This window comes from Kitasatospora sp. NPDC001261 (genome assembly GCF_042896795.1).
GTDB lineage: Bacteria > Actinomycetota > Actinomycetes > Streptomycetales > Streptomycetaceae > Kitasatospora.
Map to the genome: position 1 here is coordinate 160,725 of NZ_JBIAXP010000018.1, position 14,219 is coordinate 174,943.

Below are 14,219 nucleotides of genomic sequence, written 5' to 3' on the forward strand. Positions count from 1 at the left end.
ACGGATCGTTCGGCCAGGTCGGTGACTTTTTCGCGGCCGGATAGGGGAGTCCCGGCCGCCCGGGTACGTCTCCGCTCCACCACCCGGGCGACGCCGGGTGACCGGAACCCGGAGGACGCACCCGTATGCCGCCTGGCAACCCTGGCCGTCTCGTCCGGAGTCTGGCCGCACTCGTGCTGGTGTCCGCCGCCGCCCTCCCGGGCGCCCTGGAGCTGGTCGGCCCCTCGCCGTTCGGCGTGATCGGGCCGGGGGCCGCCGCCGACCGCGCGGTGCCGCCGCACGCGGCCCTCCAGGCCGACCAGCGGATACCCGCGGCCGCCCCCACCGTCGACATACGCCGCACCGGGGACCCGGCCAACCGGATCACCCTGGTGCTGCTCGGCGACGGCTACACGGCCGGCGAGCAGGAGCTCTTCCGGCAGCAGGCCGACAAGGCCTGGCACGCGCTGATGGACATCGAGCCCTTCCGCACCTACCAGGGCTTCTTCAACATCAGACGGGTCGAGGTGGTCTCCCCGGTCTCCGGGATAGCGGAGTCCGAGAGCCGCGGCCGCAAGACCGCCACCCCGCTCGGCATGCACTTCTGGTGCGAGGGCACCGCCCGGCTGCTCTGCGCCGACGAGGCCGCCACCGCCCGGTACGCGGGGGGCGGCGCCGGGCCGCAGTACCTGATAGCCCTGGCCAACTCCACCGAGTACGGCGGCGCCGGCGGCACCGGGGTGACCACCCTGGCGGGCGGCAGCCCGGACGCCGGGCGGATCATCCAGCACGAGATCGGGCACACCGTGGGGGACCTCGGCGACGAGTACGACAGCGCCCCGGAGGACGCCGACTACCCGAACCTCGCCACCCTCAACGCCGACGACATGCGCAGGAAGCAGACCAAGTGGTGGCGCTGGCTGGGCGCCGAGTCCCCGGACGGGGCCGGGGTGGTCGGGGCGTACCGCAGTGCCAACGGCCTCTACCGGCCCACCCCGGACTCGGTGATGCGCACCCTCGGCAGTGCGTACAACCTGCCCTCGCGCGAGGCGATCATCGAGGAGCTGTACCGCAGGGTCCGGCCGACCGACGCCCCGGTGCCGGCCCCCGGCGAGGTGTCCGGGCGGCCGCGGCTCGACGTCCGGCCGCTGCCGCTGACCGGCCCGCGGCAGCTGAAGGTGGAGTGGAAGGTGAACGGCGTCCCGGTGACGCCTCAGTCCCCCGACGGCTCCTGGCTGGACACCGCCCCGCTGGAGCTGGCCCCGGGCCGGCCGGCCACCGTGACGGCGACCGTCAAGGACACCACCGACTGGGTGCGGGACGAGGCCTTCCGGGAGCGCCACATGACCCGCTCGGTGTCCTGGACGCTGACCGGCTGAGGTGCGGTGCGCGCCCCGCATCTGGGCGTCCAATCATGGGATGACTAATCTGGTCGGACTATGACCGTGGAGCCCGCCCGTCCAGCCCCGTCCCCGTCCGTCCCCGCTCCCCGACCCGCCGCCGGGCCCCCGGCCGGACCCGCGCCGGCGTCAGCGCCGGTGCCCGGACCCGCGTTCGAGCCGCCCGGCGGCCGCGCGGCCTGGCTGGCCTGGTCCGTCGGCGTCAGCGTCTACATCCTGGCCGTCATCCACCGCACCAGCCTCGGCGTGGCCGGACTGGACGCCGCCGACCGCTTCGGCATCGGCGCCTCGGCGCTCTCCACCTTCTCGATCCTCCAGGTGCTGGTCTACGCGGCCATGCAGATCCCGGTCGGCCTGCTGGTCGACCGGTTCGGGCCGCGCCGGGTGCTGCTGCTGGGCGTCCTGCTGCTGAGCGCCGGCCAGCTGGCCTTCGCGTTCAGCTCCTCCTTCGGCCCCGCGCTGGCCTCCCGCGCGGTGCTCGGCTGCGGCGACGCGATGACCTTCATCAGCGTGCTGCGGATCGCCGCCCGGTGGTTCCCGGCGGCCCGGAACCCGTTCGTCGCCCAGCTGACCGGCCTGGCCGGGATGGGCGGCAACCTGGTCACCACCGTGGTGCTCGCCCAGGCGCTGCACAGCGAGGGCTGGACGCCCACCTTCACCGCGATCGCGCTGCTGGGCGTGGCGGTGTTCGCGCTGGTCGCGCTCTTCCTCAAGGACACGCCCCCGCAGGAGGCCGCCGCCGCCCGGCCCGGGGAGGCCGGGAGGGGCGGGGCCCCCGGGGCGACCGGGGCGCGGCCGAAGGTCGGCCAGCAGGTCCTCGCCTGCTGGCGGGAGCCGGGCACCCGGCTCGGGCTCTGGATCCACTTCACCACCCAGTTCCCCGGCAACGCCTTCGGCCTGCTCTGGGGCCTGCCCTACCTGGTGCAGGCGCAGGGCATGTCCCGGGCGGGGGCCGGCGGGCTGCTGACCCTGCTGGTGCTCAGCAACATGAGCTTCGGCTTCCTCTTCGGCCGGCTGCTCTCCGCCTCGGCGCGGGCCCGGATGCCGATCGTGCTGACCGTCGTCGTGACCACCGCGCTCGGCTGGGCGCTGGTGCTGGCCTGGCCCGGCGGCCACCCGCCGACCTGGCTGCTGGTCGGGATCATCCTGGTGATGGGAAGCAACGGCCCGGCCTCGCTGGTCGGCCTCGACTACGCGCGCGCCCGCAACCCCGCGGAGCGGCTCGGCACCGCCTCCGGGATCGTCAACATGGGCGGCTTCATCGGCACGATGATCACCCTGTTCGGCATCGGCGTGCTGCTGGACGCGCTCTCCCCGGACGGGGCCGTCGGGTACTCGGCCGACGCCTTCCGCTGGGCGTTCTGCTGGCAGTACGTCCCGCTGGCGGTGGGCACGGCGATGATCCTGCGGCTGCGCCGGAAGGTCGCGGCGCAGGCGGTCGCGGCGCCGGCGGGCTGAGCCCGGGGCCGTCCGGCCCCGGGCCCCGGGCGGCCCGCCTCAGATGGTGACCGAGAAGTTGGCCAGCACCCGCTCGGCCAGCTCCTGGTCGCCCTCGACGGAGACCGGGCCGGGCCGGCCGCGGCCGCAGGCGAGCCGCAGGTAGGTCTCCCAGTCCATGGTGAGCTGGACGTCGGGCGCCAGGCTGATCGACTCGTCCACGGTGCAGTGGCCGGTGGCGTCCACCCGGACGGTGCGCAGGAACTCCACCGGGCCGGTGACGTCCAGCACCAGCGCCGTTCCGGCCGGGGCCCCGGCCTTGGTGGCGACGGCCTGGGGCAGCAGCTCCAGCAGCACGTCCCGGGTGATCAGCGCGGCCGGGGCGTCCAGGTTGCCCGGGGCCTCCAGGGCCCGGCGCAGGTCCTGCTCGTGCACCCAGACGTCGAAGGCCCGCCTCCGCAGCAGCTCGTGGTACGGGACGTCCCTGGCCAGCGGCCCGGCCGGCCAGCGCACTGGCTCCTCGGGCGTCTGCTTGGCGTTCCGCAGCGCCCGGGAGCGCCGGATGATCGTGTACTCCAGCTCGCTGGTCATCTCCAGCGCGGTGTGGCAGCGGCGCTTGTCGACCGGGAGTTCGACGTAGCGGGCGAACTCGGAGGTCACGTGACGGAGGTCACGCGGCAGCGAGTGGATCGGGCGGGGGTCGCCGAGCAGGTCGGACTCGACCGCGATCACGTGCGAGACGACGTCCCGGACGGACCAGCCCGGACACTCGGTGGCCCGGTTCCAGGAGCCCTCGGGAAGGGGGGCGACCAGCTCCGATATGGACTCGATGGTCTGGGTCCACGCCTCGGTGTAAGCCTGCACGGTCTGGTTGTCCGTCACGGGAATCTCCGGCCCTCCGTCAGCTTCCTTGCCGCCTGTGCCCCGCCGTCACGGCCGACCGGGATGGTCCGGCTTTCCCGGCGCACACGCTAACCGCACGTTACGCTGCCGGGAGACAGCTGGGCAGCGCTTTCGGGTGACGATCGTAGGTCTCTTGCCGTGGACGGTGGTACTGTGCGCGCTTCATTGATCCAACTCGCGGTCTCCGACGCGGAGCCGCCCGCCGAGCGGAGGGCTCGGGCGGCCGCCCTGGTGCGGGCGCAACAGGGTGCCGACCTGGTGGTCCTCCCGGAGCTGTGGCCGCTCGGCGGCTTCGCCTACGACCTCTGGTCGGACGGCGCGGAGACGCTGGACGGGCCCACCTCGGACGTGATGTCGGCCGCCGCCCGGGCCGCCGGGGTCTGGCTGCACGCCGGTTCGATCGTCGAACGCGATCCGGACGGTCCGATCTACAACACCTCGCTGCTGTTCTCCCCGGACGGCGAGCTGGTGCACACGTACCGCAAGATCCACCGCTTCGGCTTCGACAGCGGCGAGGCGGTGGTGATGGGCGCCGGGCAGGAGATCGTCACCGCGCCCACCGACTTCGCCACGCTGGGCCTGGCCACCTGCTACGACCTGCGCTTCCCGGAGCTGTTCCGGGCGCTGCTGGACGCCGGCGCGCAGCTGCTGGTGGTCCCGGCGGCCTGGCCGGCCCGGCGGCGCGAGCACTGGACGCTGCTGGCCCGGGCCCGGGCGGTGGAGGAGCAGGCCTTCGTGCTGGCCTGCAACACCGCCGGGACGCACGCCGGGGTCGAGCAGGCCGGGCACAGCATCGTGGTGGACCCGTGGGGCCGGGTGCTGGCCGAGGCGGGGGCGGACGAGGAGGTCCTGACGGTCGAGTTCGACCCGGCCGAGGTGGCCAAGGCGCGCGAGGAGTTCCCGGTGCTGCGGGACCGCCTGCTGGGGATCCCGGCGCCGGTCCAGCGCTGAGCCGGAGCGGCGCCCGGAGCGGGGGCCGGCACGGCGGCGGGAGCGGGGGACGGGGCGCGGTCGGGACGGCGCCGGGGCGCCGCGGACGGCGTTCCGGAGGGTTGGTTCGTACCTGGGTCGATCGGGTTTGAGAAGATGAGCACTCGTCGTGTTCCCCGCCGGCCCGTACGAGGGCCTGCCCGGTCGGCCCGCCCGAGGAGGTCGCGCCCATGCCTGACAACGGCGCAGGCGACACCCCCCGTCCCGTCATCCACCGCAACAGCCTGCGCGAGCAGATCGCCGGCGCGCTGCGCGAGGAGATGATGGCCGGCCGACTCGCGGCCGGCCGCAACTTCACCGTCAAGGAGATCGCCGAGCTGTACGGCGTCTCCGCGACCCCGGCCCGCGAGGCCCTGGTCGACCTCGGCGCGCAGGGCCTGCTGCGGGCCGAGCACCACCGCGGCTTCACCGTGCCCGAGCTCGGCTGGGACGACTTCCTGGAGATCTTCGAGTCCCGGGTCCTGATCACCGACAGCTTCCACCGCCAGTACACCGCCCGCCGGGCGCTGCCCGACCTCAGCCGGCTGTCCTCGCTGCACCGCCGGGCCGACGCGGCGGTGCGGGCCGCCCGGGCCGGGAACCTGGACGTGATGGTGGGCTGCGACCGCCGGTTCTGGCAGGAGGTCGGCGCGCTGCTCGGCAACCGCCGGATCGCCGACTACCTGGACTGGCTGCGGGTGCAGTCCTGGATGTTCGCCGCCCGCTACCTGCGGGAGCTGCCCGCGCTGGGCGGGGTCTGCTGGGAGCGCCACCCGGACCTGGTCGAGGCGATCGAGGCCCGCGACCCGCTCGCCGCGCACCGGATCATCTGCGAGTACAACCTGTACACCGTCCGGCTGCTGGCCGGGCTGGCCGGACAGCCGCTGGAGTCGGTGACGGTCCTCGGGCTGCTCACCGAGTTCGCCGGGGAGGAGCCGCCGGCGGTGCCGGTCGAGCCGCCGCCCGCGCCGCCGGCCCCGCCGGAGCCGGCCGCCGAGTCCGCCGCCGGGCCCGGCGCGGCCCGCGCCGAGCGGAGCCGCCGCAGCGACGAGGTCGGCCGGGAGCTCGGCCGTGAACTGGGCCTGGGCCTCGGCCTGGTGCCGCAGCCGCGCGCGACGCCGTACGGCCGGTTCGGCCGGCGGCTGCCCGAGCCGCCCCCGGAGGCCCCGCGGGGGCGGTCCGACCCGCACGCCGCGCCGGGCCGGTAGGGTGGGCGGGCGTCGGACCGGGCGCCCCGCCAACGGGCCGTCCGGGTACCGACCCAAGCCCCCGTCGTCGCCCCGTCTCCGCGGGCGATCCCCGCCTCCGGAGAGGAACTGCCGGCCATGGCCTGCGACCTCTGGCTCGTCCCGCTGGTGGACGTGCTGAGCCACAGTCCCGACAACCCCTTCCGGGACGACCTCGCGCTCTACAACGCGGTGCTGGCCTCGCGCGGGCTGCCCGAGGTGCCGGTCTACCAGTTCGTCCCGGGCATCAGCGGTGCGGTCGAGCCGATAGCCGCCTTCGACTACGACTCGCTGCACTTCCTGCGCCGCGCCTATCTGTTGGGCCTCACCGGACTGGACATCACCCCGGTCGACACGCTCGGCGGCGACTACGAGCAGCTGCTGGAGATGTTCGAGAGCGGCGCCGAACAGTCGCACCTGGTCTGGCACTTCGACCACGCCGGCGCGTACGTGCCGGTCGAGTTCGCGGTGCCGCTGGTGGACGAGACGCTGCTCGCCTCCGGTGGTCCGCTCGGCTCCAGCCACGGGCTGCTGCGCGAACTCCAGGCCGTCGCACCGGCGCTGGGCATCGACCCGCTCAACCCGCCGGACCCGACCCGGCCGCTCGGCCCGACCGGCCTGGAGCAGCCGTTCGGGCCGCCGATCGACGACGTCCACCCCTTCGCCCGGGAGCGGCACGCCTGGTCGGGCCTGTACGCGGCGGCGACCAGGAGCGTCGCCCAGGGCTCGATGATCGTCTTCGCCTGAGCCCCGAGCCCCGAGCCCCGAGCCCTGAGCCCTGAGCCCCGAGTCGCGATCCGGCTCCCGGCCCCGACCGCTAGCGCAGCGGCCCCTCCGGCGGCCGCTGACGCGGCATGGTGGGCCGGGTGCCCGGCGGCGGCAGCACCCGCACCTGGGCGCCCACCCCGGGCTCGCTGCGCCCGCCCCAGGCTCCGCCGGACTGGGTGGGCAGCTGGGTCATCGAGGCGCGGAACTCCAGCATCCACTCCGAGGTCTCGGAGCGGACCATGTCGGAGACGTCCTCGCAGAACCGGCGCAGCACGCCCAGGCAGCGCTCGGCGGCCTCGCCCGCGGTGCCCTCGGTCGGGCCGAGCACCTCGCGCACGCACTCCGACGCCCAGTCGAACTGGAAGGCCTCCAGGCGGCGTTGCAGCGCCTGTCCGGTGGAGACGTCCCGCATCCAGCCGGAGGTGAGGCCGAAGACCCGGTCGGCGGCCAGGCAGCCGGCGGAGAGCGCGAAGCCGACGTAGCCCCAGCCGGTGCCGTTCGCGAAGGCGCCGGCCAGGTCGACCAGCGGGGCGGTCACCCCGCCCACCGCGAAGCCGGCCGCGCCGAACCGCAGCAGGCGCGCCCAGCGGCGCTTCCAGATCCGGTCCCGGCGGTACCACTCGATGGCCTCGACCGCCCGCTCCTCGGACCAGCGGTAGAGCTCCTCCAGCCGTTCGGCGGGCTCGCCCCAGTCCCCGAGCGGGAACTGTCGGGTGCTCAGATCGTCCCGGCGTCGGGTGGAGGCCCGTCGGACGACGGCGGCGGCGGGCGGGTCCTCCTCGCCGATCTCCTTGCCCCAGGCACTCTCCTCGGGCTGCATTTCCGGCTGGCTCACCTGTGGGGCTCCCTGTGGCGGGCGGACTGCTGGGTCTGTCGGCGCAACGGCTGACGTGGTGTCCGCCGGTGGTTCTCCAACAGCACTTCTTACCGCCAAATGGCTGACCGTGGGGGCGCTTCTCCGCTGATCGTTACCGGTTTCGGCCAACGGAACCCGAGGTGGGCGGGTTGCGGGGGTCGGCGAGATTTCACCCGTCCGAGCGAGGGTCCGGTGACCCGCCGTCGTGACCCGGGCACCCGTCGCCGAATCGGCCCGGTCGGGCTTGGACGATCCTCCAGTGTGCTCGGCGTACGGAGCGTTCCACCTGGAGGATCCGACGGGACCGGAGAGCGGCCGGAACAGGCCACCGACTACGCTGCCAGGCGTGAAGGTCCTCGTCATCGGCGGCGGCGCCCGCGAACACGCCCTGTGCCGCTCTCTGTCCCAAGATCCCGCTGTGTCCGAACTGCACTGTGCCCCGGGCAACGCCGGGATCGCGCAGGTCGCGACGGTCCACCCGGTCGACCAGCTGGACGGTGCGCAGGTCGCCGCGCTGGCCGGCCGGCTCGGCGCCGCCCTGGTGGTGGTCGGGCCGGAGGCCCCGCTGGTGGCCGGCGTCGCGGACGCCGTGCGCGCGGCCGGCGTCCCGGTGTTCGGCCCGTCCGCGGCGGCCGCCCGACTGGAGGGCTCGAAGGCCTTCGCCAAGGACGTGATGGCCGCGGCCGGCGTGCCCACCGCCCGCTCCTACGTCTGCACCACCGCCGCCGAGGCGGCCGAGGCGCTGGACGCCTTCGGCGCCCCGTACGTGGTGAAGGACGACGGCCTGGCCGCCGGCAAGGGCGTCGTGGTCACCTCTGACCGCGCGGAGGCGCTGGCGCACGCCGCGGCCTGCGAGCGCGTGGTCATCGAGGAGTACCTGGACGGCCCCGAGGTCTCGCTGTTCGCGATCACCGACGGCACCACCGTCGTCCCGCTCCAGCCCGCCCAGGACTTCAAGCGCGCGCTGGACGGCGACGAGGGCCCCAACACCGGCGGCATGGGCGCCTACTCGCCGCTGCCGTGGGCGCCCGCCGGGCTGGTCGAGGAGGTCCTGGAGACCGTCCTCCAGCCGACCGTGGACGAGCTGCGCCGCCGCGGCACCGAGTTCTCCGGCCTGCTGTACGCGGGCCTGGCGCTCACCTCGCGCGGCACCCGGGTGATCGAGTTCAACGCCCGCTTCGGCGACCCGGAGACCCAGGTCGTGCTGGCCCGGCTGCGCACCCCGCTGGCCGGCGTGCTGCTGGCCTCCGCCAACGGCACCCTGGACCAGCTGGAGCCGCTGCGCTGGGACGAGGGCGCGGCCGTCACCGTGGTCGTCGCCTCCGAGGGCTACCCGGCCGCCCCGCGCACCGGCGACCCGATCGACGGCCTGGCCGAGGCCGAGGCGGACGGCACCGCGTTCGTGCTGCACGCCGGGACGACGGCGGGCGAGGACGGCCAGGTGCTGAGCGCCGGCGGCCGCGTGCTGTCGGTCACCGCGACCGGCGCCGACCTGGCCGAGGCGCGCGAGCGCGCGTACGCCGCGGTGGACCGGATCTCCCTCAAGGGCGGCCAGCACCGCACCGACATCGCGCTGAAGGCGGCCACCGCCTGAGGCCACCCGTGCCCGTGCCGACCGCGGCCCCCGTGCGAACCGTTCGCACGGGGGCCGCGGCGTGTGACGGCCCCGCTCGGGCCCGCGGCGTGTGACGGCCCCGCTCGGGCCCGCGGCGTGTGACGGCCCCGCTCGGGCCCGTGGCGGGGGACCGCCGGCAGGGGCGAGCGAAGCTCGAACAACCGAGCTGGCCGGTCAACCCCCATGGGCGCAGTGCCCCGGGCGTTTCGGGGCTGGAGGGGCCACCGGGGCGGACTCACCGTTCGGCCGACGGATTCCAGCCCATCGGGTGACAGCACCCGCATCCGGCTGACGCAACCGGCTGCGCGGCCTTATGGTGCGCTGGATCGCGGTGCGCGGGGCCCGTGCGCCGGGGTCGCCGCCGGGTAGCGGTGCTCCCACGGGGGGATGCTGGACGGCGTCCGGCCGGGCGGTCGTCGGGTGCTTCGCACCGGACCGGCCGCCGGCGTCCGGAATCCGGGCAGTGTCACCGGGACGAGTGGAAACCGGGGTGATCCGGAACGCCCACCCGGACCGGGGCGTCGAAAATGTCAGTAGCGCCACGCAGCATGCACTACCGGGGATCGGACGCCTCCGCTTCCCGGTCGGAACTGATCATTTCGAGTCGGCTCAGGGCCCGAAGCCGGGCGCCCGAGGGCTCCGAAGGGGGTGCCGCACCGTATGGCAGCAGTCGACATCGCGCGCGCTCACGCCCAGGCGGTCCTGCGGGTCCGAGGCCTCGCCCGGGCCGCCGCCGCCCTGCCCACCGCCGTCGCGGTGGTCCTGCTCGCGGGCCGGTTCACCGGCCGGATCGGCGCGCCCGGGGCCGCCGACGCGGCCGGCTGGGACGCCGCCCGCTGGGCGGTCTGCGCGGTCTCCGCGCTGACCCTGCTGGTGGCCGGGCTGACCGCCCGGGCCCTGCGCCGGGCCGTCCCGCCGTCCACCCCGGCCGTCCCGCTGGACCGCGCCGAGGCACCCGAGCTGTACCGGCTGATCGACGAACTGGCGGACCGGCTGGACGTGCCCGCGCCCTCCGCCGTCGCCCTCACCCCGGACTGCGACAGCTGGCTGGAGGACGTCCCGCCCGCCGGGCCGACAGCCACGCCGCAGCCGGACCCGGCCGAGCCCGCCCCCGTCCTGGTGATCGGCTCGCCCTTCCTCTGGTGGATGCGGGCCGGCGAGCTGCGGGCCCTGCTCGCCCCCGTGGTGGCCGGCACCGCCGCGTCCGCCGACCCGGAGATCGCCGCCGCCCGGCGCTTCCTGCGCCGCCTGGACGCCTGCCTGGACTCCGGCGGCGGCACGGCCCCCGGCCTCGGCGGCGGCATCCTGGCCGCCCCGCCCCGGCCGCCCCGGCGCGGTCCGGCCGCACTCGCCGACCGGGTCGTCCGCCGGGTCGTCCGCCGACTGCTCGGCGCCTGCCGGGGCCACTCCGCCGAGCTGGAGCGCTCGGTCGCGGGCTGGGCCTCCGAGCAGGCCAGGGCGGTCGACTACGGCCTGCGGATCGCCGCCCAGGAGCAGGTCGGCCTGGCCTACGCGGGCTGGGACCGGCTGCTCACCCGGGTCGCGCTGCCCGCCTGGCGGCTCGGCCGCCACCCGGCCCACCTCAACGCCGGCGTGGTCTCCGCGCTCACCGAGCTGTCCCGGCGCGACCGGCTGGCCGACGGCTACGGCAGCCGGCTCGGCGACCGCCCCGCCTGCGACCTGCTGGAGGAGCCCGGCACCGTCGACCGGGCGGTCTCCCGGCTCGCCGCCGACCTGTTCTTCGGCCGCCCGGCGGTCGGCGGCTGGCACGAGCTGGAGTGGGCCGACTACCCGGCCGAGGTGGTGGACGCCGGCTGGCGGGCGGGCGCCGCCGCCCTGCAGACCGCCCTGGACCGGCTCGCCCCGCAGTCCCGCCCGGGCGCTCCGACCCTCACCCGGCTGCTGGGCCGGCTCGCCGAGGGCGACGGCGAGCTGCTGGCCGCCGCGCTCGCCGCCCAGCTGGCCCGCACCACCGCCCCGGCCCCGCTGCTCGAACCGGACCGCAGCGGCCGCGACCTGCTGGTCGACCACGTCACCGCGATGGTCTGCTGCGCCGCCGTGGACACCGCCGGCGGCGCCCCCGGCCTGGACTGGCTGGACGGCCCGGTGCTGCTGCTCGGCGGGGTGCGCCGCACCGACCTGGCCGGCCCGGTCGCCCAGGCCGTCGAACAGGGCCAGGACGGCCCGCTGCGCGCCTGGCTGGACGCGGCCGACGTCCGTCTCGAGAAACCCGTCCGCCTCTGACGTCCCAGGCGTTCCAAGAGGGCGCTCGGTGCCCCGGTGCGCGCCCCCAAATCGGTTGGCCGCCCGGCGTCTTCGCAGGCCGGAGGCCCTGCCCGGGAGGCGCGCGAGATTCCCTGCACCAATTGCTACCGGAGGGTGACGTTACGGCAGCACTCTGTGGTGTATTAGACCGCACGCACATCCGGGGGGCACGTGCCACCGGGCGGAAGTGCACCTGGGAGGGGCGCGTGGGGACCGAACTCAACCGCCGCTGGGAGTCGGGGACGCACGCCTACAGCGTCTCCGACCCCTTCGGTCAGGGGCCGCTGCCCTGGCTGCGCAGCCCGGACCAGTACCTGGCGGGGGCGGAGGGCGCCGTCCCCTGGTACGTCTCGGTGGACGCGCCCGGCCAGCAGCCGCTGGCCGCGGGCACCCGGCCCAAGCCGTCGGTCGGCAGCCCGCAGGGCGCCAACGACGTGGACCAGCAGATCAAGGGCTTCGCCTCGGCCGGGGTGATCCGCCCCGGCGGCTCGGTGGACTTCCGGGTCACCGTCAACCCGCCCCGCGAGTTCACCGTGGACGTCTTCCGGATCGGCCACTACGGCGGCGACGGCGCCCGCCACATGACCTCCAGCCCGCTGATCTCCGGCCTCGCCCAGCCCGCCCCGCTGGTGGTCGACCGGACGGTCTCCTGCCACCACTGGTGGCACTCCTGGCGGCTCCAGATCCCGGCGCACTGGAAGCCCGGCTCGTACGTCGCCGTGCTGACCACCGCGGACATGCTGCACCGCAGCCACATCCCCTTCACCGTCCGGGACTTCGACGAGCGGGCGCGCACCGCCGAGCTGCTCCTGGTGCTCCCCGACGTGACCTGGCAGGCGTACAACCTGTTCCCCGAGGACGGCCGCACCGGCGCCAGCCTCTACCACGCCTGGGACGGCCTGGGCGGTCTGGTCGGCGAGCCGGAGGCGGCCGTCACCGTCTCCTTCGACCGCCCGCACGCCACCGCCGGACTGCCGCTGCACGTCGGCCACGCGTACGACTTCATCCGCTGGGCCGAGCGCTTCGGCTACGACCTCTCCTACGCCACCGCCACCGACCTGCACGCCGGCCTGGTGGACCCGTCCCGGCACCGGGCGCTGGTCTTCCCCGGCCACGACGAGTACTGGTCCGAGCCGATGCGCCGGGCCGCCGAGCGGGCCCGGGACGGCGGCACCTCGCTGGTGTTCCTCTCCGCCAACACTATGTACTGGCGGGTCGAGCTGAGCGCCGCCGCCTCCGGCGAGCCCAACCGGCTGCTCAACTGCCGCAAGCGGCAGAAGGTCCGCCCCGGCAGCCCGGCCGCCGGGGCGCCCGGCGCGGCCAGCGCGCTGTGGCGGGACGCCGGGGAGCCCGAGCAGCAGCTGCTCGGGGTGCAGTACTCGGGGCGGGTCGCCGCGCCCGTCCCGCTGGTCGCCCGGCACACCGCGCACTGGCTCTGGGACGGCACCGGCCTCCAGGAGGGCGACGAGCTGCCCGGGCTGGTCGCCGGCGAGGCCGACCGCTACTACCCCAAGGTGGCGCTGCCCGAGCACATCGAGCGGGTGCTGCTGGCGCACTCGCCGTACCAGGACCTGGGCGGTCGCACCCGCTACCAGGAGACCTCGCTGTACCGGGCGCCCAGCGGCGCGTACGTCTTCGCGGCGGGCACCTTCGCCTGGTCGCCCGCACTGGGCCGCCCGGGCCTGACCGACGAGCGGATCCAGCGGGCCACCGCCAACCTGCTGGACCGACTGTGCAAGAACTAGGCGCTCCGTCCCCCGAGGCCGGGGACGGGTCGGGGCGGGCGAACCCGGTCGTGAAAGACTGCGGGGGCAGTGACCTCCCCTTTCGCGGTGCCCCACCCGCGAACGACCCCTGAGGACTGAACACCTTGAGCGGATTTGTCACCAAGCCCGAGCCGGTCCAGGTACCCGGCCTGGTCCACCTGCACACCGGCAAGGTGCGCGACCTCTACCGCACCGGATCGGGCGAGCTGGTCATGGTGGCCAGCGACCGGACGTCCGCCCACGACTGGGTGCTGCCGAACGAGATCCCGGACAAGGGCCGTATCCTCACCCAGCTGTCGCTGTGGTGGTTCGAGCGGATCGCGGACATCGTCCCCAACCACGTGATCTCCACCGAGGTCCCGGCCGGCGCCCCGGCCGACTGGAAGGGCCGCACGCTGGTCTGCCGCAGCCTGGAGATGGTCCCGGTCGAGGCGGTCGCCCGCGGCTACCTGGCCGGCTCCGGCCTGGCCGAGTACCAGGAGAGCCGCACGGTCTGCGGCATCGCGCTGCCCGAGGGCCTGGAGAACAGCTCCGAGCTGCCCGCCCCGATCTACACCCCGGCGCTCAAGGCCGAGGTCGGCGAGCACGACGAGAACGTCTCCTACGAGGAGACCGCCCGCCGGATCGGCGCCGAGCTCGCCGCCCAGCTGCGCCGCACCACCCTGGACGTCTACGCCCGGGCCCGGGACATCGCCCGCGAGCGCGGCATCATCCTGGCCGACACCAAGTTCGAGTTCGGCCTGCTGGACGGCGAGCTGCTGATCGGCGACGAGGTGCTCACCCCGGACTCCTCCCGCTACTGGCCCGCCGACCAGTGGCAGCCGGGCCGCTCGCAGCCGTCCTTCGACAAGCAGCTGATCCGCGACTGGCTGGTCTCCCCGGCCTCCGGCTGGGACCGCCACGGCGAGCAGCCGCCGCCGGCGCTGCCGACCGAGATCGTCGAGCAGACCCGGGCCCGGTACATCGAGGTGTACGAGCGGCTGACCGGCACCACCTGGGCCTGAGCCCGGAACGATCGCCCGCGGGCGCCGGATC

General features: G+C 75.2%; 11 protein-coding genes. 9 read left to right on the forward strand and 2 right to left on the reverse strand.

What is annotated here, in order from left to right:
* Window positions 1-125: 125 nt before the first annotated feature.
* Together ACFY4B_RS24540 and ACFY4B_RS24545 are read left to right on the forward strand one after the other, a co-directional pair.
* The gene (locus tag ACFY4B_RS24540; RefSeq protein WP_387829754.1) at window positions 126-1,358 is read left to right on the forward strand and encodes a M64 family metallopeptidase; all 1,233 of its coding nucleotides are present in this window, start codon (window positions 126-128) and stop codon (window positions 1,356-1,358) included.
* A gap of 60 nt (window positions 1,359-1,418) precedes the next feature.
* Window positions 1,419-2,837: a nitrate/nitrite transporter gene (locus tag ACFY4B_RS24545; protein WP_387970972.1), complete on the forward strand. Its 1,419-nt coding sequence runs from the start codon at window positions 1,419-1,421 to the stop codon at window positions 2,835-2,837.
* A 39-nt stretch (window positions 2,838-2,876) separates the two neighbouring features.
* On the opposite strand, the gene ACFY4B_RS24550 is transcribed toward ACFY4B_RS24545, so the two are convergent.
* Window positions 2,877-3,698, reverse strand: a complete 822-nt coding sequence (locus tag ACFY4B_RS24550; protein WP_375875054.1) for a maleylpyruvate isomerase family mycothiol-dependent enzyme — start codon at window positions 3,696-3,698, stop codon at window positions 2,877-2,879.
* A 174-nt stretch (window positions 3,699-3,872) separates the two neighbouring features.
* Here ACFY4B_RS24550 and ACFY4B_RS24555 point away from each other — a divergent pair, with 174 nt between their 5' ends.
* From ACFY4B_RS24555 to ACFY4B_RS24565, 3 genes are all read left to right on the forward strand, one after another.
* On the forward strand, window positions 3,873-4,670 hold the full coding sequence (locus tag ACFY4B_RS24555) for a carbon-nitrogen family hydrolase (protein ID WP_049656341.1): 798 nt from the start codon (window positions 3,873-3,875) through the stop codon (window positions 4,668-4,670).
* 209 nt (window positions 4,671-4,879) lie between these two features.
* Window positions 4,880-5,896 (forward strand): GntR family transcriptional regulator, encoded by a 1,017-nt coding sequence (locus ACFY4B_RS24560; RefSeq protein WP_074001873.1) that lies wholly within the window; start codon window positions 4,880-4,882, stop codon window positions 5,894-5,896.
* Window positions 5,897-6,013: 117 nt separating this feature from the next.
* Window positions 6,014-6,661, forward strand: coding sequence for a hypothetical protein (locus ACFY4B_RS24565; RefSeq protein WP_049659440.1), 648 nt, complete (start codon window positions 6,014-6,016; stop codon window positions 6,659-6,661).
* Window positions 6,662-6,731: 70 nt separating this feature from the next.
* Here the strand turns inward: ACFY4B_RS24565 and ACFY4B_RS24570 are convergent, their stop codons facing one another.
* The gene (locus ACFY4B_RS24570; protein ID WP_082346216.1) at window positions 6,732-7,517 is read right to left on the reverse strand and encodes an SLATT domain-containing protein; all 786 of its coding nucleotides are present in this window, start codon (window positions 7,515-7,517) and stop codon (window positions 6,732-6,734) included.
* A 367-nt stretch (window positions 7,518-7,884) separates the two neighbouring features.
* Here ACFY4B_RS24570 and purD point away from each other — a divergent pair, with 367 nt between their 5' ends.
* The 4 genes from purD to ACFY4B_RS24590 all read left to right on the forward strand — a co-directional run bounded on the left by purD (window position 7,885) and on the right by ACFY4B_RS24590 (window position 14,188).
* Window positions 7,885-9,132 (forward strand): phosphoribosylamine--glycine ligase, encoded by a 1,248-nt coding sequence (gene purD / locus ACFY4B_RS24575; RefSeq protein WP_049659445.1) that lies wholly within the window; start codon window positions 7,885-7,887, stop codon window positions 9,130-9,132.
* Between the two features lie 681 nt (window positions 9,133-9,813).
* Window positions 9,814-11,397, forward strand: a complete 1,584-nt coding sequence (locus ACFY4B_RS24580) for a hypothetical protein (RefSeq protein ID WP_387970977.1) — start codon at window positions 9,814-9,816, stop codon at window positions 11,395-11,397.
* A gap of 227 nt (window positions 11,398-11,624) precedes the next feature.
* Window positions 11,625-13,163, forward strand: coding sequence for a N,N-dimethylformamidase beta subunit family domain-containing protein (locus ACFY4B_RS24585; RefSeq protein ID WP_049654022.1), 1,539 nt, complete (start codon window positions 11,625-11,627; stop codon window positions 13,161-13,163).
* 125 nt (window positions 13,164-13,288) lie between these two features.
* On the forward strand, window positions 13,289-14,188 hold the full coding sequence (locus tag ACFY4B_RS24590; protein ID WP_049654021.1) for a phosphoribosylaminoimidazolesuccinocarboxamide synthase: 900 nt from the start codon (window positions 13,289-13,291) through the stop codon (window positions 14,186-14,188).
* Window positions 14,189-14,219 lie beyond the last annotated feature (31 nt).